This is a genomic window from Micromonospora ureilytica, from assembly GCF_015751765.1.
GTDB lineage: Bacteria > Actinomycetota > Actinomycetes > Mycobacteriales > Micromonosporaceae > Micromonospora > Micromonospora ureilytica.
Map to the genome: position 1 here is coordinate 5,737,415 of NZ_JADOTX010000001.1, position 22,931 is coordinate 5,760,345.

General features: G+C 71.0%; 14 protein-coding genes, 1 rRNA gene and 2 pseudogenes. 8 read left to right on the top strand and 9 right to left on the bottom strand.

Going from position 1 to position 22,931, the window contains the following annotated elements:
• Nucleotides 1-69: 69 nt before the first annotated feature.
• Nucleotides 70-186 (top strand): 5S ribosomal RNA (gene rrf, locus IW248_RS26230).
• A 400-nt stretch (nt 187-586) separates the two neighbouring features.
• A complete protein-coding gene (locus IW248_RS26235; RefSeq protein WP_196929078.1) occupies nt 587-853 on the top strand; it encodes a hypothetical protein in 267 nt (88 codons plus the stop codon).
• Here IW248_RS26235 and IW248_RS26240 read toward each other — a convergent pair.
• The gene (locus tag IW248_RS26240; protein WP_196929079.1) at nt 850-2,670 is read right to left on the bottom strand and encodes a VanW family protein; all 1,821 of its coding nucleotides are present in this window, start codon (nt 2,668-2,670) and stop codon (nt 850-852) included. The two genes, IW248_RS26235 and IW248_RS26240, sit on opposite strands and share 4 nt — an antisense overlap.
• 182 nt (nt 2,671-2,852) lie before the next feature.
• Here IW248_RS26240 and nudC point away from each other — a divergent pair, with 182 nt between their 5' ends.
• Nucleotides 2,853-3,833 (top strand): NAD(+) diphosphatase, encoded by a 981-nt coding sequence (gene nudC, locus IW248_RS26245; protein ID WP_196929080.1) that lies wholly within the window; start codon nt 2,853-2,855, stop codon nt 3,831-3,833.
• Here nudC and IW248_RS33275 read toward each other — a convergent pair.
• Nucleotides 3,739-5,007 (bottom strand): annotated as a pseudogene (locus IW248_RS33275) (lipopolysaccharide biosynthesis protein); the annotation flags it as partial. The gene nudC and the pseudogene IW248_RS33275 overlap by 95 nt on opposite strands.
• Complete coding sequence (locus IW248_RS26250; RefSeq protein WP_231396446.1) at nt 5,004-9,461, bottom strand: alpha-(1->3)-arabinofuranosyltransferase; 4,458 nt, start codon at nt 9,459-9,461, stop codon at nt 5,004-5,006. The gene IW248_RS26250 and the pseudogene IW248_RS33275, both read right to left, overlap by 4 nt.
• Before the next feature lie 167 nt (nt 9,462-9,628).
• On the opposite strand from IW248_RS26250, the gene IW248_RS26255 reads away from it, so the two are divergent.
• From IW248_RS26255 to IW248_RS26265, 3 genes are read left to right on the top strand one after another with little or no spacing between them, the layout of a single operon-like run.
• Entirely contained in the window at nt 9,629-11,506 is a 1,878-nt protein-coding gene (locus tag IW248_RS26255) for a hypothetical protein (RefSeq protein WP_372432768.1), read from the top strand.
• The gene (locus tag IW248_RS26260; RefSeq protein WP_196929081.1) at nt 11,507-13,216 is read left to right on the top strand and encodes an MmpA family trehalose lipid delivery protein; all 1,710 of its coding nucleotides are present in this window, start codon (nt 11,507-11,509) and stop codon (nt 13,214-13,216) included.
• 35 nt (nt 13,217-13,251) lie between these two features.
• Nucleotides 13,252-13,446, top strand: coding sequence for a hypothetical protein (locus tag IW248_RS26265; RefSeq protein WP_196929082.1), 195 nt, complete (start codon nt 13,252-13,254; stop codon nt 13,444-13,446).
• On the opposite strand, the gene IW248_RS26270 is transcribed toward IW248_RS26265, so the two are convergent.
• Entirely contained in the window at nt 13,431-14,609 is a 1,179-nt protein-coding gene (locus IW248_RS26270) for a glycosyltransferase family 4 protein (RefSeq protein WP_196930372.1), read from the bottom strand. The genes IW248_RS26265 and IW248_RS26270 overlap by 16 nt on opposite strands.
• Nucleotides 14,610-14,725: 116 nt before the next feature.
• Nucleotides 14,726-15,982 (bottom strand): acyltransferase family protein, encoded by a 1,257-nt coding sequence (locus IW248_RS26275; RefSeq protein WP_196929083.1) that lies wholly within the window; start codon nt 15,980-15,982, stop codon nt 14,726-14,728.
• A 112-nt stretch (nt 15,983-16,094) separates the two neighbouring features.
• On the opposite strand from IW248_RS26275, the gene pgfA reads away from it, so the two are divergent.
• On the top strand, nt 16,095-17,300 hold the full coding sequence (gene pgfA, locus IW248_RS26280; protein WP_196929084.1) for a cell envelope lipid trafficking protein PgfA: 1,206 nt from the start codon (nt 16,095-16,097) through the stop codon (nt 17,298-17,300).
• A 52-nt stretch (nt 17,301-17,352) separates the two neighbouring features.
• On the opposite strand, the gene IW248_RS26285 is transcribed toward pgfA, so the two are convergent.
• Together IW248_RS26285 and IW248_RS26290 are read right to left on the bottom strand one after the other, a co-directional pair.
• On the bottom strand, nt 17,353-18,117 hold the full coding sequence (locus tag IW248_RS26285; protein ID WP_196929085.1) for a class I SAM-dependent methyltransferase: 765 nt from the start codon (nt 18,115-18,117) through the stop codon (nt 17,353-17,355).
• A 165-nt stretch (nt 18,118-18,282) separates the two neighbouring features.
• Complete coding sequence (locus IW248_RS26290) at nt 18,283-19,953, bottom strand: DUF885 domain-containing protein (RefSeq protein ID WP_196929086.1); 1,671 nt, start codon at nt 19,951-19,953, stop codon at nt 18,283-18,285.
• A 130-nt stretch (nt 19,954-20,083) separates the two neighbouring features.
• Here IW248_RS26290 and IW248_RS26295 point away from each other — a divergent pair.
• A pseudogene (locus IW248_RS26295) lies at nt 20,084-21,189 on the top strand (DMT family transporter); the annotation flags it as partial.
• Here IW248_RS26295 and IW248_RS26300 read toward each other — a convergent pair.
• Nucleotides 21,072-22,145: a PHP domain-containing protein gene (locus IW248_RS26300; RefSeq protein WP_196929088.1), complete on the bottom strand. Its 1,074-nt coding sequence runs from the start codon at nt 22,143-22,145 to the stop codon at nt 21,072-21,074. The pseudogene IW248_RS26295 and the gene IW248_RS26300 sit on opposite strands and share 118 nt — an antisense overlap.
• A gap of 2 nt (nt 22,146-22,147) precedes the next feature.
• Entirely contained in the window at nt 22,148-22,915 is a 768-nt protein-coding gene (locus IW248_RS26305; RefSeq protein WP_196929089.1) for a M23 family metallopeptidase, read from the bottom strand.
• Between the last annotated feature and the right edge of the window lie 16 nt (nt 22,916-22,931).

Consider the following 22,931-nt stretch of genomic DNA (forward strand, 5'->3'; position numbering starts at 1 on the left):
ACTGTGCAACTCTGAACAAGCGAACACCCGTGACATTATGCCCGGGGTTGTTTGACATGTTCATAGAGTTACGGCGGTCATGGCGGAGGGGAAACGCCCGGTTACATTCCGAACCCGGAAGCTAAGCCCTCCAGCGCCGATGGTACTGCACTCGTGAGGGTGTGGGAGAGTAGGACGCCGCCGGACAATTTTTCAGAAAAGGCCACCCCTTTCGGGGGTGGCCTTTTCTGCGTTCCCTCGGATTGTCGATCGGCCTGGGTCCTGATGCCTCGGGGTTGCCCGATGACCGGTGAGGCCGTGCACGGGATTTCGACGCGCCGAAGCCAGCAAGGTCACGCTCGATCCTGGTTGTAGTGGTGTCCGCACGTCCTGAGGCCACTACAACCAGGATCGAGCGCGATCTTGTGGCCAAGCCAGGTGTCGGGCAGCAGGTCAGCGGTCTGGGCCCGCACCCGCGCCCCTCTCACTCCGCGATCTTGCAGTTTCTGCGGCGACAAACCAGCTCAGAGTTCGCGTTGCGACGACCGAAAGTGCAAGATCGCGGCGGTTCAGGACCGGGTCTGGCGCCCAGGGCTAGGCTCCGCCTATGGATGAGGTCCTGATATTCGTGGTGTTCGCGGGCTGCGTGGCGGCGGTCCTGGGCATCCTCTGGTGGCTCGCGTCCCGGGTCCGTCGTCGTGGCATCGGTGGCGAGGTCATGGGCCCGTTCGAGGAGATGTGGCACCCCGCGGCGCACCGGTTCCGGGCCGAGATCCGGGTGCAGGAGACTCGTACGGTCCCGATGCCACCGCAGGGCGGCAAGCGCAACGAACACGGCCGCAACGCCGATAAGTTGACCTCGGAGCGGGCTTAGGAAGGCTTCGGACCGCAGACGTAGCGGGGCTCCGCGTCGTAGCGCCAGGTGAACTTCTCCCGCTTGACCACCGCGCCGGCCTTCTTGATGACCCGGAAGGCGTCCTGGGTGAAGCCGTTGATGCCATTGGTCTCGATGCAGGAGGGGCCGGGTGCCAGGTGGATCTGCTTCGGCGTCGTGATGTTGCGGCGCGGCCCGTACTCCGTCTTCACGCTGTCGTAGATCTTCGTGCTCCAGATCGACACGGTGATCGAGCTGGACGTGTACGACGTGTCGATGAGCACCCCGTACTCGGTGTTGTTGCGGAACTTGAAGTCCAGGTTCGGCCAGAAGATGGTCGACTCGATGACCGCCGGGTACCTGTCGAACCAGTACGAGTGCGGCTTGTGCTCGACGTCCTCCAGGCCGGCGTAGTAGGTCGCGTTGAACAGCGTTGTGGTGAACTGCGAGGTGCCGCCGCCGACGCCCGGCACCAGCTTGCCGTCGAGGATCACCGGCGCGTCCCGGTAACCCTGGGCGTAGCCGCGTTCGCCGGTGTGGCCGTTCAGCGAGAACGCCTTCCCGGGCAGCACGACAGTGCCGTCGACCTTCCTCGCGATGGTCGCGATGTTCTGGCTGCGCGACGAGGCCATGCCGCCGGTGAACCGGGTGGTGAAGGTGGACACCCGCTCCTTGATGCCCAGGCCGGCGAGCTTCTCCCCGGTCAGCTGCGGCGGCGTCGGCTTCAACTCGCCGGTCACCTCGCGGCCGTCCGCCTTCGGTAGCACGGCCAGCAGGTCCCGACTGAGGGCGCCCGAGTCCAGTTGCTGCCCCGACCGCCCTTCCTTGGCGGTGGGCCGGCCACCGGAAATTGTCATCGTGGCGTCCTTCGGCGGCACCTCGATGGCGGTCAGCTTGTCGCCGAGAGCCGCCCGAAGCCGCTTGACGTCCACCGACGGGGTCAGCTTGCCGGTCTTGTCGGCGGCGAATCGCAGGCTCTTCGCGATGGCGGCGGGCGCGATCGTCACCTGGCCCTTGTTGGTACGCAGGGTGACCGGCGCGGCAACCGCCGGCTTCGCCAGCTCGCTGACCAGCCGGTCCAACTCTTCCGGGGTGGTCGCCGGGTGGCTCTCCACCAGAGGCACGGTGACCGGGGTGGCTGCCAACCAGCCGGCGCGGACCACCTCGGCGGAGCGCTGCGGGTTCAAGGCCAGCCCGGGCCTGGGCTGTACGACCTTCGGCGTGGTGCCCTGATAGGTGATCGCCGGCATCGTCATGCCCTGGGCCTGGTCGCCGAGCACCTTACGGAGCGCGTCGTCCAACCGGCCCACGTCGACGGTCACCACCGGCTGGACCGTGCGGGAGCCGACCAACCGGCTGACCGGGTGCGCCTCGGCCTCAGCGGCTGCGGCGACGGTCGCCGGCACGTCGACGGCCAGCCCCACGTCGGCAGGGTTGATCTCGGCGGTGCGCCCGTCGACGGTCACCTTCAACGGTGTGGCGAGTGTCGCGGCCCGCCGGTCCAGCTCCGCCCGCAACTCCCGGTCGGCGTCCGCACGGCTCCGGCCACCCAGCTCGGTGCCGAGCACGCTGGTGCCACGGGGAACGTCACCGGCGTACGCCCACGCACCGGCACCCGCCACGGCGGCCAGGACGCCACCGGTGATGCCGGCGGCGAGCAGCACCCGCACCCGACGCGGGCGGCGCGGGCCGCCATCCGGCTCGCCAGGAGCGGCTGTCGTGACCGGCGCAGGCCCATCGTCCGGCCAGGTGACCGCGGTGACCTGCACGGTGGGCCGGTCGTCGGCGGGTGGACTGTTTTCGCCGTACAGCGTCACTGCAACCTCGATCGCCAGGGTGCCGCGGGAGGTCCTCCCTCCCGGAGGCACCTACGGTAACCAATGCCCGGCCGTCGTCGTGGGCTGCGCCCACCAGGCGCTGCTACCGCGTGTCGTTCGGCGTGTCGTGCCGGCCCGGGGGCGGTGGCGACGGCAGACCATCGACGTGGCACGGTGACCGGGTGAGCACTGCGGAGCGAGTGTTGGCGTACGGGGGCAGTTGGCTGGACCGCGCGGGCCCGTTGCGCACCGATCCGGCTCGGTTGAGCGCGCTGCTCACCGAGTCGACCACCGTGCTGCTGCCGATGTGGCGGGACCGCTGTCTCGTCGACGGCCACGGACCGGTTCGGCTCAGCACTGAGCGCGCGGCGCTGGTCCGATCCGCCGCCAGCGAGACCGTCTTCCTGGGGCTCGACGCGGAGGTAGCCGTGTTCGCCGCGGACCTCTCCGCACTCCCCGAGCAGGCCGCCGTCGAGATGGCCGGTGCGGTGAAGTCCGTCGACGTGCGGGCACTGGTCGGGCGACTCGAGCCCGGCGACGCGGCCGCTCAGGCGTACGCCAGGGGTTTGCTGCACTGGCACCGGCAGCAGCGATTCTGCGGAACGTGCGGCGCCCCGGCCGTCACCGACGGCGGCGGCCACGCGCGGACCTGCACCGGCGCGGAGTGCGGACGCCTGCTGTTCCCCCGGATCGAACCGGCGATCATCGTGTTGGTCGAGGCACCCGGTCGGTCGGGGCGCTGTCTGCTGGCCCGGCACGCGGGTGCGCCCGAGGACGCGTACTCGACGCTGGCCGGCTTCGTCGAGATCGGCGAGAGCCTGGAGGACGCGGTCCGTCGGGAGATGGCCGAGGAGGCCGGCGTGACAGTCACCGACGTGACCTACCAGGGGTCGCAGGCGTGGCCGTTCCCCGCCGGCCTGATGGTGGGCTTCCGGGCCACCGCCACGTCCGAGGAGGTACGCGTCGACGGCGAGGAGCTGCTGGAGGCGCGCTGGTTCACCCGGGCGGAGCTGCGGGACCGGGCTGCCTCGGGTCGTTCGCTGGGTCGGGTGGACGCGATCGACCATCGCCTCCTGACGGACTGGCTCGCGGAGAGTTGGTCGGGTCCGCCACCGGTGCAGGAGCGGGGTGACGGGCCGCCACCGCCATCATCGCTGTGGTGACCATCGCCGTGCCCAGGGCCGCGAGGAGAAGACCACTGACGGTGTGGGGTCGGAAGATCGCGGTGCCGGCCACCAAGCCGGCCACGCCCACCCACAGCGGTGCCGCCGCCCATCGCGCGCCAGCCGCTAGACGGTCGTTGAGCAGCACGAACGTCACCGCGTAGAGCGCACCGACCGCCGCGAAGACTGGCGCGTACCGGCCGAGGTGGTCGTAGTCGGGCCCGCCGGCGAGCCGGAAGGCGAGCCCTCCGGCGAGTGTCGAGGCGAGGACCAGCACCGTGCCACAACCGCCCGTCACCGCGAGCGCAACCGTTCGGCTGCGCCGGTCGCCGCGGGCCAGCCGCGGTAGGGCGAGGACGGCGGCGACCTGCGGCGCCCAGAGTGCGCCCTTGCTCAGGACGGTCCCGACCGAGTACGCCCCGGCATCCGACGGGGACAGCAGTTGCCGGGCCAGCAGCAGGTCGGCGTAGGAGACGACGAGCATCGCCAGTGTCGCACCGCAGCCGGCAACGACCCGAGCGGCGCTCAGTCGTGGTGCGGTGGACGGTCGTCCAGGCTCGCGGGCGAGTCGGGCCAGCACCGCCGGGGCGAGCACGGCGGTCAACGCGCCGACCGCCAGCGCGCCGGTCGGTCCCGCGCCGAGCAGCAACCCGGCGATCACGCCGCCGTAGCGGCCGGCGGCGAGCACTGCCATCCCGACGGCGAGTCGCACGAAACGCTGGCCACCCTGCAACTCCCCGAGGGACCGTGAGGAGAGCACGATCGCCGCGGTGGTGACCGCCAGCAGCGCCGGCATCTCGACCGGGAGATCCAGGGCGGCGACCAGCAGGGGTGTCGCCGCGACGAGGGTTCCCGCGCACACGGCGGCGGTGACCGCGGTGAGCCGCCGGGTGTCGGAGGATCCGTGCCGGGCGTGGTGCACGGCCACGGCCAGTTGCAGACCGAGCCCGGGCACACCGACGATGGCCACCAGACCGAGGGCGGCGGCGAGCTCACCGAGGTCGGCCGGGTCGAGCCGTCGGGCGGCCAGCACCGGCACCAGGTAGGCCAGGCCGTTGACGAGAACCCCCGCCAGGGTGACGCTGACCCCAGCAGCGCCGAGGCCCGTACTCCATCCGCGTCTCAGCTCCGTCTGGGCAGTCGTCTCCCGACGGACAGGTCGTCGGGGGCTCACGTGATCTCGGAGAAGGTCGGAAGCTGCCCGTCGGCTGGCCCGGCCGACTGGCCGGGCCTCGCCGGCTCGGCCGCGTCGTGCACGGCCGGCCCGCTGGCGTCCTGCTCAGCCGCAACCGACCCAGCCGCAACCGGCTCGGTCCCGTCCGGCTCGGTGGCGTCCGGCTTGACCGGGTCCGGCTTTGGTCCCTCCGCGACCAGCGCAGCCGTCGCATCGACCGAGGTCCCGGCGGTTGGTCTGGGCCGGCGTGCGGGCCGTCGTCGGGCGGCGGTGGAGAGCCAGAGGGCACCCAGGGCGACGACGATCGTGAATTGCACCAGCGCGTCGGTGTTCCGTCGCGTCGAGTCGAGGTAGAGCCACCCGGCGAGCAGGACGAGCGCGCCCGGGAGCCACGTCTCGACGGCCCGACTGATCGTCCTGGCCCGACGTGGGTCGGCCGGCCAGGGCAGGCGGCGTGGGCCGGGCACCGCCAACATGAATCCCGCAGCGACCAGCAGGCCGCCGATGAGGCCGCTCCACAGCACCAGCGCGGCGGCCCCGACGGCCAGCAGTGGCAGCGAGCGGATGACCCGGCGTCGGCCGCGCGGTACGGCGGCCGCCGGGGTTCGCCCGGTGGGCTGTCGGGCAGGCAGCACCGCGAGCAGGACCACCACCGCGAGCAGGACGCCGCCGAGCAGCAGGCCCGCCCGGTACGTCGTGTCCGGGGCGAAGCGCAGTACGACCTCGCCGGACGTGCCGGCGGGAAGAATCCAGCCCTGCTGCCACCCATCCACCACCAGTGGCTTCAGCGTCTGCCCGCCGAGTGTCGCCTGCCAGCCGGTGTTGGTGTTCTCCCGTACGGCGAGCACCCGGTCGACGGGGTGATCGGCCACCCGTACCCGTCGTTCGGTGGCTGCCCAGGACCCCACCTCGATGGCGCTGGCGACCGCGGCGGGGGTAGGCGTGGACGTCCGCGGCACCAGGGCGACCCGAGTCGGCGAGGCGAGCTTGCTCGGTGTGGTCACGAGGCGGTGCTCGCCGGGGCCCAGGTCAAGCTGTCGGGGCGTGGCCCGGCCGCACGGCACCACCGGCATTTCGCGCATTTCCAGCAGGTCGCGGAGCGTGCCGCGCAGCGAGGTGGTCACCCGCGCCGCGCCGATCTGCAGCGTGGGACCCGATCCGCAGGCCAGCGACAGGGGCGTGTCGAGGCGCGGTCCGACGGTGGGCGCTCCGGGTAGCACTGTCACCTCACCGACCGCGATGGGCAACTTCTCCGGCAACCGCAGCTTGTACGGGTCGGTGCTGGTGGCGGACGGCTTGTCGAGGAACTGGATGGTGATCTCGTCGGTGCGCATCGGCGGGTCCAGGCGGAGCAGCCCGTCGTCGCCGAGCAGGCTGCTGCGGAAGCCGTCGTCGCCGACCACCCGCACACTGCCCAGACGGGTGGCGGCCGTCTTCTCGTCGACCGAGAATCGGAGCCCGGTGATGGTCTGCGGCTTGAGCCACTTGAGTCGCAGGATCGGCGCCTCGTCGTCGATCGTCGGTGACCAACTGGTGGCCGGGTTCCCGTCGAGCGCCGCGCCGGCCCGGCCGGTCGGGTCGGGCACGGCCGTCGAGGAGGCGCTGATCTGCGCCGCGAGGCGCAGCGGCTGCGCGTCGGTCACCAGCTTGTCGAGGGTGTTGTCCAGGTCGGGGCCGGCCGTCGGCCGCGCCCACAGCTTGGCGTCGTACGTGCCGGGCGCCGGCAGGGTCAGGGTCCGGTCGATGGTGGACGCGTCCTCGGAACCACGGATGGCGTCGGTGGAGCAGCGAGGCTGGCCGTCGACGGAGAAGCAGGCCGGCGTGGTGGGCGCAGCCGACACGACGACGGTCGCCGGCCGGTCGGTGACCGGTGCAGCGGGAAGGACCAGGGTGCGGCTGGTCTGGATGCCCGGAATCTTGATCTCGGCGATGCCGACCGAGCCGTTTCCGAACGGGCGGAGGTCGTACGCGCCGTCGACCGAGACCCGGACCTCGCGGGTGGCGTGGACGCCGGGCAGCTCGAACACCATGTGATCGCTGAACTGTTCGAGGGCACGGCTCTCGTACCCGGCGGTGACGGTCACCGTCGTGGGCAGGGCGTCGGCCTTCAGGTCGAACCAGACCTCGACCCGGGTGACCCGTGTCGGGTTGGCGAGGCCGACCTCGACCCACTGGCGGTCGCTGGGCGAGTACGGCGCGGACTGCCAGGAGGTTTCGGGATTGCCGTCCATCGCCGCGTACGGCTGGTGCTCGGGGCGGGCGCCGCCGGGTGAGTCCGCCTGCGAACGGGCGGTCGACGCGCGGATCGCGCTGATGCCCTCGAAGCGGGCGACGGTGGACTGCTGCGCCCCCCACTCGGGCAGGTAGTCGTGGGCGGGTGCCGTCACCTCGAAGGTGTCGTCGGCGGTAAGGGTCTGTGAGGCGTTGTCGCGCGATCGGCCGAACGACACGTCCCGTCTGCGCAGCCCGTCGGTCATCGCGACCGGCCCGGCCCCGCCGGCCGCCGCCGCGTCGCCCGCCAGGACCGTTGGCGCCGCGCCGAGCTGCCCCGCTGCGGCGAGGTCGAGGAGCGATTCCGGGCCGCCCACCACGGTGGTCACGTCGTCACGGTCGTACGCGACCACCGGCTCGACTGGCCGGTCGACCCGGTAGACCTCCAACGCCCGGACGGGCACGTCGAGCCCCTGGTCGCGGAACTCGTCCGGGGACGAGGGCCCGCCGCGCAGGGGGCCGAAGGAGGTGACACGGGTCAACCCGGGTGAGCGCTCCAGTGCCTGGCGGACCACTGCCGGGCGGGCCGTGTCGGAGCGGCCGTGGTCAAGGTCGGCGCGGAACAGGACGTGGCTGATCCCGGACCGGGCCAGCAGGTCGGCCAGCCCGGTCGAGCCGGAGCCGGTGGCCAGTGTCGACTCGATCGCGTCCAGCAGCCGGATCGTGGTCGGTGGGGTGAAGGGGATGGCGTTGCGTACCGCCCACCGGCTGTTCAGCAACGGCTGGGCGATCTCATCCGTGGTGTTGCCCCAGTCGTACGAGGGGAAGCGCGCCCCGGGTACGACGAGTACCCGCCCGCGCCCGGTGTTCGCGTCGAGCCAGTCGGTGGCCTGATGCCAGTAGCCGGGCACCGCCTTGACGCCGCCTGGCGTGGCGAGACCGCCGGCGAGCGCGGGCGTGGCAACCGCCGTGACGGCCACCATGGCCACACCGGCCGTGAGCCAGGCGCGTGCGACCGTTCGTTGGCGGTGCTGCTCGGGCGCGGTGCGTGCCGCGCGGACGGCCAGGCCGATCAGGTGCGCCATGCCCAGGGCCAGGGGCAGGCGGAGCAGGACGTCGAACTTGTGCACGTTGCGCAGCGGGGCACCGACGCTGTCGAGGAACTCCCGCTGCGGGCCGGCGAGGATGTTTGGCAGGTCACCGACGTGCCCGAGACCGACCAGCGCGGCGCCCAGCACCAGACCGGTGATGAGGAACCGGCGGTGCGGCATCCCGCGTCGGGACAGCCCGAGAACACCGAGGGCGGCGACCACCAGGGTGGCGGCGACCAGTAGCGCCTCGTTGGCGAGTCGTGCACCGGGCGGAAGGGCCGGCCCGAACGGCGAGGCCAGGTAGGCGAGCCAGTAGGAGGCGCCGCGGAGCGTCGTCACCGCGTCGGTGACGCTGGTCGTGTTCCGGGCGGTCTCGATGTAGTCCAGGAAGGGTGGGCTGTACCGCCCCAGAACGAGCAGCGGAACCAACCACCACGCCGTGGCCAGCGCCACCGCGCCACACCAGGCGGCGATGGCGGTGACGCGGCGGCGTACGGGCTGGAGGGTGGCGAGCCAGAGCACTGCCAGTGGCACCACCGCGAACACGGCTGTGGCGTTGACTCCACCGGCGCAGGCGACGGCGACGGCCGACCCGGCGACGGCGCGCCGCAGGGAGGTGCCGCGGGCGAGGCCCACCAGCGGGATGAGCACCCAGGGGGCGATGGCGCTGGGCCAGGACTCCACCGAGGCCCAGCCGAGCTGGGTGAGGATGCGGGGTGACAGCGCGAAGGCGACACCGGCGATCATGCGTCCGGCGGGCGTGCCGATGCCCAGCCTGCCCGCTAGCCGTACCACTCCCAGGTAGGCGACACAGAAGATCAGCGCCCACCACAGCCGCTGGACCACCCACGGCGCGAGGCCGAGTTCCGATCCGAGCAGGAAGAACGGGCCCATCGGCCAGAGATATCCGTACGCCTGGTTCTGTAGCTGACCGAACGTGCCGGTGGGGTCCCAGAGGTGCAGCGAGCGGAGTAACCACCCTGCCGCGTTGACGTTCAGGTCGATCTTGGTGTCGGGGACGACCTGACCCGGGACCTGCTGAAAGGCGAGGGCGGTGAGTGCGATGCAGATGGTCAGGTGCCGGAACCGTCGAGCCGTGTGCCGGGTACGGCTGGACCCCGGAGCGGCGCCACTGGCCACCTCTGCACGCATTTCGGCTCCTGTCTACACCGGCCGGACGCGCACCTGCAGCCGACGACTGTCGCGCGACGTTATCCGGACCGGGCACGGACGGGCGACCAGGGGCGCTGCGGTGGCGTTATCGGGAGAACGGCCGTCCCCACGGCGTGTAAGCGTGTGGCAGGCTGCCGACCATGTCAATGCCAGAAGCTGAGGCCGAGACGCATCCGGAACGCGTCGCGTCCGACGGCGACGGGCCGGGGCCGATCGGCCGATGGCTCCGCGCTGACCCCGTCCGCGCCGTGGCGATCGCCCTGATCGCCGTGTCCGTCGCCTGGCGTGCCGGCCTCGCCACCCGCGGCTGGTTCTCGCAGGACGAGTTCGTCATCGCCGCCCAGGTTCTCGACACCGGGCTGGACGCGGACTATCTCCTGCGTACGTTCAACAACCACCTCATGCCCGGCGGCCTGTTGGTGGCGTGGGCGATGGTGCGGGCGGCGGGCTTCGCCACCTGGCCGTGGGTGTTGCTGCTGGCGGTTGGCCAGGCGGCGACCGGGATCGCTCTCTACCGGCTGCTGCGCGATCTGCTCCGGCCCGGTTGGGGCCTGCTCATTCCGTTGTGCCTGTTCGTGTTCAGCCCGCTGACGCTTGAGGTCTCCTCGCTGTGGTTGGTCGGGCTGCTCGTGCTGCCGATGCAGTTGGCCCTGGTCATGGCGGTGGCAGCCCAGGTCCGGTACGTGCGGACCGGTCGCCTGCGGCACCTGGTGGCGGTCGTCCTGTGGGTGGTGTTCGGCCTGCTCTTCGACACCAAGTCCCTGCTGATCGTGCCGCTGCTGTTCCTGCTGACCGTCTTCCTCTTCACGTCGGGCGGCGCCTGGCGCAGCCTGGTGACTACGGTCCGCCGACACTGGCCGGCGTGGCTGGTGCTCGGTGCGCTCTCGGGGGCGTACCTGGCGTTCTATCTGACCCGTCCCGCCCGCGAGTTGGACGAACCCACATCCGTCGGTCAGGTCCTCAAATTCCTCGGTGACCTGGTCGGCGAAACCGTCGTTCCGGGTCTACTCGGAGGCCCCTGGCGTTGGTCGTACGCCGGTGACGGTCCTCCGCCCGTGAACCCGTACGACATCGCCAAGTGGCTGTCCTGGGCGGTGCTGGCGGCTCTCATCGTGGTCACCGCGAGGCGGCGGCCGTCGGCCCGGCGGGCCTGGCTGCTGCTCGCGTGCTACCTCGGGCTGGTCGCCGCGCTCTTCGCCGTGACCCGCCTCGGCGGGCCGCTCGGCACGTTGGTGGGCATCATTCCGCGCTACGTCGCCGATGTGGTGCTGGTCGCCGCGATCTGTGTCGGCGCGGCCCTGTTGGGGACGAAGGACGCCGATGAGGACGACGTGTCCGCGTGGCCGGTGCCGACCGTTCTGCGGGAGCCGGGTGCCTTCGCGGTCGGCCTGGTCTCGATAATCGTCGTCCTGGCCACCATCGGGGTCGGCGCGCTGTGGAGCACGGCCCGTTTCGGGGACAACTGGAGCACCAAGTACGGACGGGACTACCTCGCGACGACGCAGATCGAGCTTGCCGCCGCCGCGCCGGGCACCGTCTTCCTGGAGACCACCGTCCCGGACCGCGTCATCGCCGGCTACTTCTGGCCGGACAATCTCCAGTCGCACTTCTTCCGCCCGGCCGAGCGGCGGCCCACCTTCGTGGGGGAGGCCGAGCAACCGTTCATGTTCGACGACTTCGGCCGGATCCGTCCGGTCGTTGTTCAGGGGCGGAAGATCGTGCCGGGGACGGTGCCCGGCTGCGGGCACCTGGCGGAGGGTGGTCAGCCCGCCCGGATCCCGTTGGACGGGTACCTGGAGGAGTGGCCGTACGCGGTCCATTTCGGCTACGTCAGTTCGGGCGACTCGACGGCACTCTTCCGTCTCGGGGACGCCGTCCGGGTAATCACCCTGAAGCGCGGGCTGAACGACGTGTTCTTCCTGCTGGAGGGGGCTGGGGACGCCGTCGAGGTGACAGTGAGCACCTCGGGGGTCAGGGTGTGCACCCAACTGATCACCGTCGGCCGCGCGCAGCCGGCACCGTGAATGGTTGAGCAGACCACCGGCGTCGGGGCCCCACCGGTGCGGCGGGTGCGGGAAACGCTGCCGCTGTACGCCGTTGCGGCGGCTGTCACGGTGCTGGTGCTGGCCCCGCTCGCGGCGCCCGGCTACGCACTGCTGTACGACATGGTGTTCGTACCCCGGCAGCCGCTGAGTTGGGATCTCGTCGCCCCGGCGCAGACTCTGCCCCGGGCGGTGCCGATGGACGCACTGATGTCCCTGGTCACCCAGCTCGTGCCGGGATGGGCGGTGCAGCGGGTGGCGCTCGGTGGGGCGGTTCTCCTGGCAGCGGTCGGCGCCGGTCGTCTGGTGCCGACCGAACGGCTCGCGGTCCGGTTGCTCGCCGCGGTGGCGTACGCGTGGACGCCCTACCTTGCCGAGCGGCTGCTGATCGGACAGTGGGGGCTGCTGCTCGCGTACGCCGCGCTGCCCTGGTTGGTCCGGGCGGCGCTGGACCTGCGGGCGGGTCGTGATGGCGCGCTCGCCCGGGTGGTGCTCGCCGCCGCTCCCGCCGCGATCACCCCGACCGGCGGGTTGATCGCATTGGGCACTGTGGTCCTGCTGGTGTCGGACCGGACGCGCCTTCGCCGGTCGGCGCTCGTGGTGGGTGGTGTCGCGTTACTCAACGCCCCCTGGGTGACCGCGGCCCTGGTCACCGGTGCTGGCGGTGCATCCGACCCGGCGGGGGTGGCGGCCTTCGCGGCGCGTTCGGAGAACTGGGCCGGCCCGCTGGTGGCGCTCGCGGGTACGGGTGGCGTCTGGAGCGCACAGGCGACCCCCGCCAGTCGCGCGGCACCGCTGGTGCCGCTGGCGACCCTGATCCTGCTGATCCTGGCCGGTGTCGGTGCCGGCCTGCTGCGGCGCCGGCTGCCCCCGGGTACGGCGGTACGGCTGGCGGTGCTCGCCGGAATCGCCTGCCTTCTCGCTGCCCTCGGGGTGCTCCCCGGCGGGGCCGCCGCGTTGCGTTGGGCGGTGGTGCATCTGCCGGGTGCGGGGCTGCTTCGAGACGGCCAGAAGTTCCTGGCCCCGTACGCCCTGCTGCTGGTGGTGTGTGCCGCGTTGGGAGCCGAGCGGCTGGTGGCCAAGATCGGCGGGGAGGTGGCGGGGGTGGTTCTGGTTGGCCTGCTGCTCCTGCCGGTGGCCGTCATGCCGGACCTCGCCTTCGGCGGTGCCGGCCGGCTTCGTCCGGTGAGCTATCCGGCGGACTGGCAGGCGGTGGCCGAGCGGGTGGCCGGCGAGCCGGGGGAGATCCTCGCGCTGCCGCTGTCCGCCTACCGGGCCTACCCGTGGAACCCGGGACGTGTCGTCCTGGATCCGTTGCCGCGCTATCTACCGGGGACGGTGCTGACCGACGACACGCTCCGGGTCGGCGACGTCGCGGTGGCCGGGGAGAATCCACGGCTCCGCGAGGTGCGCCGGGTGTTGGCCGAGGGGCGGCCCGTCTCGGCCACCGGCGTGCGCTGGGTGGTGGTGCAGCACCAAGGGCCCAGCGAGGTTGACCCGGCGACCCTTCGTGATCTCGAAGTCGTCCACGAGGGACCGTTTCTCACTCTCTACCGAAATCCGGCTTTTCCTCCGGAATCGGACCCTCCTGGACGTGGCGCGTGGGCCGTCGTGATGGCGCTCGGCGCTGCCCTTCTGGTGGCCATGGCTGCCGCCATTTCGGCACTACACCGGCGACCTACCGCGTGGTAACGTCCGCTCGCACGTCTCGCCATTGGAGGATTGGCATGCGTAGAGCTCTGACCCTGGTCGTCTCCGGCATGGTGGCGGCGTTGCTGGGGATCCTGGCCCTCGGCGGGCTCTCGGCCGCCGCGACCGCCACCGACAAAGAGGCGGCCAACGAGGCCAAGAGTGCTTCGGAAGCGGCCAAGCTTGCCGGAAAGAAGGACCCGTACGCCCCCGAGGTCTACGGCGACAGGTAGGACGGCTCGCCCCGCCGCCGCATTGGGCGGGGCGACTCCACACCGTTCAGCAGGTCCGCGAAGTGCCCACCTGCGGCCTGCCAGGTGAAGCTCGCCGCGTGCTCCCGGGCCTGCGCCCCCATCTCTCGCCGCAATTCGTCCTCGCGCAGAAGCATGCGCACCTTCGCCAGGTAATCGTCGATGTCGTCGGCCAGCAGGCCGGTACGCCCGTCGACGACAGCTTCGGCGACTCCACCCGCTGCCCGGAACGCAACCGTTGGCGTGCCCGCGGAACCCGCTTCGACAATCGTCAGACCCCAGCCCTCCTTGAGTGACGGGGTCAGGGCGACCCACGCCGAGGCGAGCAGGGCGGCTTTTTCCTCCTCCGTCACGAAGCCCCGGAACTCCACCCGCTCGGTGATGTCCAGCTCCGCGGCGAGCTCGCGTAGGTGCGACTCCCACCAGCCCTGGCCGGCGACGACCAGCCGCAGCTGGGGCAACTCGTCGGCGAGGGCCGCGACCGCCCGCAACGCCACCTCCACCCGCTTGTGTGGCACCAGCCGATTCAGCGTCACGAGCAGCGGGAACGGCGCCCGCTCGACGTCGGTGCGGGGCAGCGCCGGGGTGCCGTTGTGCACCACGGCGACCTGCTCCGGCGGTACACCCAGCACGGCCAGTTCTCTACGGGTGGCCTCGGAGACGGTGACGTATCGGCACCGCCGGTAGACGCGTACGGCAAGCGACGACTCGACCCACCAGCCGAACCGGGCGGCCCACTGCGGAAGGACCACCGGCCACTGCTCGCGATGCACGTGGTGGATCAGCTTGACCACCGGGCGCCGTGTCCACAGCGGGGAGAGGAACGGCAACCCGTTGCAGACGTCGACCAGGATGTCGGGCCGGCCGCCCCGACGGCGCGACAGTGGGCCCACCCCCACTGCGCCGGCCAGGTAGCAGAGCGCCGCCCAGAGGTAGACGGTGTGTCTGCCGCCGCGCCGCACCAGCCGTACGCCTGCCTCGTTGACCTCGTCGCCGGGTGCCTCGCTGTGGGCGGCGCAGAAGAGGGTGGCGCGGAAACCGCGCGCCACCAACTCGGCGGCGATCCGTTCCACGTACACCTCGGAACCGCCACCCTCGGGGTTACGGGTGTCCCGCCAGTTGAGGAACAGCACGTGTCCGGGCATGCCGAAGCGACGCTCCACGCGAACCCTACTCTCAAGTAATTTAGGGACGCGCGTCACACTAGGGGCTGGGGTGGCGGCCGGCAATGCCCCGATGGGGCAGCGCTGATCGGCTGGCGCTACGCGCCGACCGTGGGCGCCGCAGTGACCGTCGGCGCCGTGACGGCCGGTGCGGCCACGTCGACGGCGGATGTCCCGGACACCGGCCCGCGCCTGGCCGGTCGCTTCCGACGCTGCGATCCGAGCACCTGCAGGGGCCGCTCGACGCCGTAGTAGCTGACGGTGGCGTACACCAGACCGAAGACCATGGTGAGTGCGAAGGTGTTGAACAGTCCGCCGGTGAAGAGCGGTCGGTCGTCGATCAGGTAGATCAATTCGATGACCAGCGGGTGCCACAGGAACAGTCCGTACGAGACGGTGCCGAGCCATCGGGCGGACCCGGCGCCGAAGATCTCCTTGACCCGCGTCCGCCCGCCGAAGGCCACCGGGATCAGGATCAGCGTCGCGATCGCGAGGTACAGGGTCAGCTTGACCGTGAACTCGACGGCTGTCGGACCGGCGAGGTCGCGGGGCCCGGCGATGGGCGTCGTCGCGATCGCCATCAGGCCGACCGCCGCTGCCCAGCAGGCAATCGGTGCGGAGGCGAGGTCGTCCAGTACACGGAAGGCGGCGGGCGCGGTCCCGGTGCGCAGGGCGACGTGCGCCGCCGCCAGGGCCATCCCTGCGCTGAACCAGGCCGCGTACGAGGGGAGCCACATGGTGTGCAGGCCATTGCTGAGCCAGCCGATCCCCAGCAGGGTGAGCCATCCCGCGGTCACCAACAAACCCCCGCAGACGATCACGACGGTTCGGACGGGACGCCATGACCGACCAACAGCGAGCACGGCGACCAGCGGCAGGATCAGGTAGAACGCGACTTCGGTGGCGAGACTCCAGGTCTGGCTGAGCCCGGAACGCAACTGGCCGGGCCCGTAGATCTGGGTGAAGGTGAGGTGGCGAATCCAGTCACCGGCGGACGCCGGCCGATTCTGCGGCAGGACGATCAGGCAGACCAGCACCGCGAGCCAGTAGGCGGGCAGGATTCGTAGGGCCCGCCGCCAGAGGTACCGCCCGGCGCGCGGTCGGGCCTGTCCCGTCGCAGCGTTCAGGGCCCACGGTCGGAACAGCAGGAATCCGGAGAGCACGAAGAAGATGGCAACGCCGACGTCGAGCCGGGCCAGCCAGCCGCCCCCCGGGGTGTTCATGGTGGCGGCGGTCTGAAACCCGACGTGGTGACCGACGACCGCCACGGCGCCAATTGCTCGCAGCGCGTCGAGTGCGGGGAGTCGGTCGGTAACCGAAGTCTGCGGAACTGTTGGCGCGGCGGCTGTGGACATCTGGACATCCAGGGGGTCGCTTTTGAAGGTGACCGGGGAGTAACCTCCCGCCATGTTAAGGATCGGGTGCCCCGGACAACATGTCGTAGGGCGGCAGGTTACAGGAGGATGAGTGAAGCTTCGCGTGGGCGCCGCGCTCTTCGGGCTCGGTGTTTTGTTGCTGGTCTTCGCGGCTGGGCTGCCGTTCTATGTGGCCCCCTCCGTGACCAAGCTCCCCTATGATCTTGAACCAACGACGTCCGTCGCAGAGGCAAAGAACGCGAAGTTCCTGAAGATCACTCGCGTCGACGAATCGGTGAGCATCGAGGTCCTGCAAGGTGATCTCGTCTCCAGCGTCGAGGTCATTCCTCAGCCGGACGACACGAGGGACCGGCTACCCACGGAACTCAAGGGCGACGCGGTGATCTGGGACGTCTACCAGACCGTCAGGCGTGCCGACACCCCGGATGCGGTCAGCCAATACAGCACCGAGCTGGCTCTCTACCGGATTTCCGGCGCGGCCGCTCCGTGGAAGGAGCAGTGGCTCAACGAGAGCGGTGCTGAGCAGACTCCGGTCGGGAACGTGAGTTACTCCGGCCAGATCTACAAGTTCCCGTTCGGCACCGACAAGCGGGACTACCAGGTTTTCGACCGTGACCTGAAGCGGGCCGTCCCGGCGAAGTTCGTCGGCACCGAAAAGATCAAGGGCATCGAGGCGTACCGCTTCGAGCAGCGAATCGAGAACGAGGTGCTGAACACCCCGGAGGCGAGCCTCAAGCCGCTGCTCGGCAGGTTCGCCCCCGGCGCCACCAGCGGTCAGATCGTCTACAGCAACACCCGTACGCTCTGGGTCGACCCGGTGACGGGCTCCTACGTGAACGTCCGGGAACAGCAGAACAAGGAGTTGCGCCCGGACACCGGCACCGCCACGGTGCTGCTGGACGCGGACTTCAACTACAACGACGACACGGTCAGCCGCAGTGTCGAGACGGCCAAGGACAACCGCTTCAAGATCGGCCTGATCAGTTTCTGGGGCCCGATCGCCGCCGGTGTCCTTGGTCTGATCGCCCTCGTCATCGGCGTATGGCTGGTGACGCGGACCAACGACGGTGCCGCCCGGCACCGCGCCGACGCGGCTGTGGCACCCGGCACCGACCCGACTCAAACCCGGGTGGACCAGGAACCCGTACGCGACGCGGAGACCGCCGAGCAGCCCAGGACCGAGCCCCCAGCCGGTCCACTGACCGACGAGATCCCGCCGGCGTCGACGAACTGGAAGTCCGAGGACCCGACGGTGCCGACCCAGCGCCCGGCGCACGGCGAGGTGGAGCAGCGCTAACGGGTACGACAGAAAACACGACCGAGGGGTGGGCCGCGATGCGGGCCACCCCTCAGTCGTGAAGCGGCTCCTGCCTCGGACGCCCTGCCCGGCGTACCGCGTACCGGGTGCAGACCCAGTCTTCGCTGTACAGCAGATCGCGCCACTGCCCGACGATCTCCCCGTCGTGTGCGGCCATGAGCCGCACCATGTCGGCGTGCGGGACGACAGTCATCTTCATCGGCGCCGGGTAATTGAGCAGGTGGCACTGTGCCCAGCTGATCAGGCGGGACGGCGCCAGATGCCAGACGATGCCCCTGGCCGTACGCCCCGGCTCGGTTGGCAACCCCACGACGGCGATGCCGCCTGGCCGCAACACGCGCAGGAACTCGGCCAGATAGTGATCGATGGCGGGGCGCGGCAGGTGTTGCAACACCAGGGCGCTGTAGACCAGGTCGAAGTGGCCGTCGGGGAACTGGCTCAGGTCCGGTGCGTCATTGAGGACGAACCGGATGTTCTCGGCGCTCCGGTTCAGGCGTCGGGCGGCCTCCAGCATGGTCGGAGCGATGTCCACACCGACGACCTCGTCCGCGTGTGGGGCGAGTGCCTGCGACAGTCGCCCGACGCCGCAGCCGAAGTCGAGCACCCGCTCCCAGCGGGTGGGCAGGCCGAGTTGGCGAAGTTGGCCGGACGTCTCCTCGACGTCGGTGCGGCCGGTGGCCAGGAACTCCCCGACGTCCCACCGTCCGCCGCGTTTGCCGGGCTCAACGAGTACGGCCCAGAGTGGATCTTCAGCTCCGAGCTTGGTCCAGTCGCGTCGCACGTCGTTCAGATGCACGCCGAAACCCTAGGACCTCGGGCCTTTCAGCGGGGTCCTGCTGTCTCCAGGATCGCCTGGATGTTCGGACGAGAGGATGAGCCGAACGGCTCTCCGCGACCTCATCCGCCCGACGGCTCCGGGCACCGACGACTCGTACCGTCGGTGCCCGGAGCCGTCAGTGGGTCAGAGCCGGGCGAGCGCCCGGCGCAGCGGGTCGAGACCCAGCGCGCCCAGGTCCAACGCCTGCCGGTGGAACTCCCGCAGGTCGAAATCGGCGCCCTTGCGGGCCTTGGCGTCCTCGCGGGCCTGGAGCCAGATCCGCTCACCCACCTTGTACGACGGCGCCTGCCCCGGCCAACCCAGGTAGCGGTTCAGCTCGAAGCGCAGGTTCTCGTCCGGGACCCGGCAGTGCGCCCGCATGAACTCCCAGCCCAGCTCGGGCGTCCACCGCTCGCCCGGGTGGAAGCCGAAGGGATTGTCCTTCGGGATCTCCAGCTCCAGGTGCATGCCGATGTCCACGATCACCCGTGCCGCGCGCATCGCCTGGCCGTCGAGCATGCCCAGCTTGTCGCCCGGATCCTCCAGGTAACCCAGCTCGTCCATCAGCCGCTCCGAGTAGAGCGCCCAGCCCTCGCCGTGCCCGGAGACCCAGCAGAGCAGCCGCTGCCAGCGGTTGAGCAGGTCGGCCCGGACGGCGGTCTGCGCCACCTGGAGATGGTGACCCGGCACGCCCTCGTGGTAGACCGTGGTCACCTCCCGCCAGGTGGAGAAGTCGCTGATGCCCTGCGGCACCGCCCACCACATCCGACCCGGACGGGAGAAGTCCTCACTCGGGCCGGTGTAGTAGATGGCGCCGTCGCTGGTCGGGGCGAGGCAGCACTCGATGCGGCGGACCTGCTCCGGGATGTCGAAGTGGGTGCCGTCCAGCTCGGTGATCGCCTTGTCGGCCAGCGTCTGCATCCAGTCCCGGAACGCCTCCTTGCCCTGGATGGTCCGGGCCGGGTCGGCGTCCAACGTGGCCACGGCCTCGTCGACGGTGGCACCGGAGCCGGAGATGCGCCCCGCCACGACCCGCATTTCCGCCTCCAGGCGGGCCAGCTCCGCGAAGCCCCACGCGTAGGTTTCGTCCAGGTCGATCTTGGCGCCGAGGAAGTACTGCGAGGCGAGCTCGTAGCGCTCCCGGCCGGCGGCCTGCTTGTCCCGCCCGTGCGGGGCCAGCTCGGTACGCAGGAACTGGCCGAACTCCGCGGTCGCCGCGGTCGCCGCCGCCGCACCCCGACGCAGTTCCGAGCCGAGCGTGCCCTCGGCCCCGAGCCGCTCGACCAGCCCGTGGAAGAAGTTGTCCCCGGTCGGGTCGACCCAGATGTCGCACTGCTTGGCCACCTCGACCAGCTGCACCTTCGAGCTGACCTCACCGGCGGCGAGCGCCTCACGCAGCGTGGTCTTGTAGCCCTCCAGGGCGGCGCCGAAGCCGTTGAGCCGGGCGGCGATGTTGGCCTGATCGTCGCTGGTCGCGGCGGGCATCAGGTCGAACACCATGCGAATCTCGTGCAGCCCGCTGGTGATCACGCTGACCTCGCTGGTCACCTCGCCGGCGTCGTACCGGGCGAGGTCCAGGCCGAGCCGTTCCTGCATGGCCTCCTTGGCGGTCCGTTCCGATTCGGTCTCCGGCTCGGTCACCTCCAGCCCCGCGAGGGTCCGGCGGGTGAGGTCCGCGCGCGCCGCGTAGCCGTCGGGCGAGAGATCGTCGAGCTGGTCGTCATGGCCGGCGATGCCGACGAAGGTCGCGCCGGTGGGGCTCAACGGCGCCCACTCGGCCACGTAGCGGTTGGCGAGTTCATCAATTCGTCCCACGCTGCGACCCTACGTGACCACCCCACCCCGTTGTCGCCCACGTTTGCCGTGTTGGACCTGCGGGTTCGGGCACGGCGCGACGGGTGAAAGGCGCGCGACTTTGTCGTACGGATGCGGCAGAGTGTCAGGGGTGACCACCGATACCACTCCTGACAGAGCGCCGGTCCGCGCCTGGCTGCCCGGCTTCGTCGCCCTCGCCGCGATCTGGGGTTCCAGCTTCCTCTTCATCAAGGTCGGGGTGGCCGAGCTGCACCCGGTTCAACTCACCCTCTACCGGGTCGTCGCCGGCGCGTTGACCTTGCTGGTGGTGCTCGCCGTGCTGCGCGACCGGCTGCCCCGCGAACCCCGGGTCTGGGCGCACCTGACCGTCGTCGCCGCCTTCGGCGTGGCCGTGCCGTTCACCCTCTTCGGTTACGGCGAGCAGCGGGTCGAGTCGATGCTGGCCGGCATCTGGAACGCCACCACGCCGTTGATCGTGCTGCCGCTGGCCGTGCTGGTCTTCCGCACCGAGCGGCTCACAGTGCGCCGTGCGATCGGGCTCGGGCTGGGCTTCGTCGGGGTGCTTGTGGTGTTGGGGGTCTGGGAGGGCATCGGCGGGGCGCACTTCACCGGGCAGCTCATGTGCTTCGGTGCGGCGGCCTGCTACGGCCTGGCCATCCCGTACCAGAAGCGGTTCGTCGCCGGCAGCGCGTACTCGGGTCTGTCGCTCTCCACCGCGCAACTGCTGCTCGCCGCCGCGCAGCTGGCCATCGTCACCCCCTTCGTCGCGGGCCTGCCGCCGCTGCCCACCGAGCTGTCGACGGGGGTGGTGGCAAGTGTGCTGACCCTCGGCGCGCTCGGCACCGGCCTCGCGTTCGTGATCAACATGCGCAACATCCGGCTGGCCGGGGCGAGCACCGCGTCCACGGTCACGTACCTGATCCCGATCTTCGCGGTGCTGATCGGTGCCGTGGCGCTCGACGAACGACTCAACTGGCACCAACCGGTCGGCGCGCTGATCGTGCTGCTCGGGGTCGCGGTCTCGCAGGGCATGTTCGGCCGCCGCCGGACCAGCCCGGTCGTCGGCGTCGGCGCACCCGCCACACCCACCGCCGAACTCGCCCGCCGCTGACAGCTGGTCAGGGGCGGTGGTGCGTCCAGGCCACCAGTTGTTCTGCCGACCAGGTGTTGATCACACGGTCGGCGGGGACGCCGCAGAGGGCGGCGCGTTCGCAGCCGAAGCGTTGCCAGTCGAGTTGGCCGGGCGCGTGCGCATCCGTGTTGATGGCGAACTGGCAGCCGGCCTCCAGCGCCCGGCGGATCAGGCGCTTCGGGGGGTCCTGCCGCTCCGGGCGAGAGTTGATCTCGACGGCGGTGTCGTGCTCGGCGCAGGCGGCGAAGACGGCGTCCGCGTCGAAGTCGCTCTCCGCCCGGGTACGCGCGCGGTGCCCCCGATCGCCCGGACCGGTCACCCCGGCGGGGCGGGACGACACCATCCGGCCGGTGACGTGGCCGAGGATGTCCAGGTGCGGGTTGGCGACAGCCTTCAGCATGCGCCGGGTCATCTTCGACCGTTCGTCCTTCAGGCCGCTGTGCACCGACCCGACCACCACGTCGAGTCGCGCCAGCAGGTCGTCGTCCTGATCCAGGGAGCCGTCGGCGAGGATGTCCACCTCGATCCCGGTGAGGATCCGGAAACCCTCGGGCAGCGCCGCGTTGACCTGCGCCACGTGGTCGAGCTGCCGGCGCAGCCGTTCCGCGGTCAGCCCTCGGGCCACCGTCAGCCGGGGCGAGTGGTCGGTCAGCACCAGGTACTCGTGGCCCAACTCCACAGCGGCCAGCGCCATTTCCTCAATGGGCGAGCCGCCGTCGGACCAGTCCGAGTGGGTGTGGCAGTCGCCGCGCAGGGCGGCGCGCAGCGCCGTGGCCTCGGCGTCCAGGTCGCTGCCCTCGGTCGCCACCAGCCGGCGGAGGTAGACCGGCTCCTCACCGGCGAGGGACTCCGCCACGCAGCGAGCCGTGACGTCACCGACCCCGGCCAGCTCGGTGAGCGTGCCGTTGCCGGCCCGTTCGGCCAGCTCGGCCGCAGACAGGCCGGCCAGTGCCTTCGCCGCCGACCGGAACGCGCGTACCCGGTAGGTGGCCTCGTTGGCGCGCTCCAGGAGGAACGCGATCCGGCGCAGATCGGCGATGGGATCTCTCGCGTCAACCATGATCAGGGCGCCTTCGGGCAGCCGTGCTTGCGTTGCCACGCGATGACCTCGGCGGCCGGTTCGCGATTGCCGCCGCGCCGCCAGGAGTCCAGGTAACGCGCCGGCCAGATCACCCCGCGCCGGATCCACCAGCCGTCCTTGCCGGTGCACGCCGGCGAGATGCCGAAGTGCACGTGGCAGACGTTGTTCGCGTTGCCGGTGCGGCCCACCTTGCCGAGCTGCTGCCCGGCGCGGACCCGCACCCCGACGTCGACGCCGCTGGACACGACGCTCAGGTGCGAGCCGTAGTAGCGCACCCCGTCGTCGCCGAGCAGGGAGACCGACAGGCCGCCGTTGTCCGGGCCCTGTGGCCCGCGCTTGCGGTACCTGTCGACCCGGCTCACCTCCAGCACCGTCCCGTCGGTCACCGCCACGAACGGCTCGCCGCAGTCGGCGAAGAGGTCCGTCCCCGGGTACGCCCCGTGGGTCGGGTGGTAGTCGACGTTGTCGGTACGTACCGGAAAGACGTGCTTCAGCCCGGTGCGGGGTGCCGTCGCCGACGGCCGGGCCGACGACGGCGCCGGCGGGCTCGGGTCGGTCGCCGTCGGTGTGGGCGTGGGCGACTGCGACGTCGGCTGGTCGGCGGTCGCCCAGACCGCCGGTGGCGTCGGCGCGGCGCCGTCGGGCACCCCCGGCCGGGTGGTCGCGCAGCCGGCGGCCAGCACCGGGGCGAGGAGCAGCAGGACCGGGTACGCCGGACGAGCGCGGCGGCTGATCGTCGGCGAGGACATCCGGTCATCCTGGCAG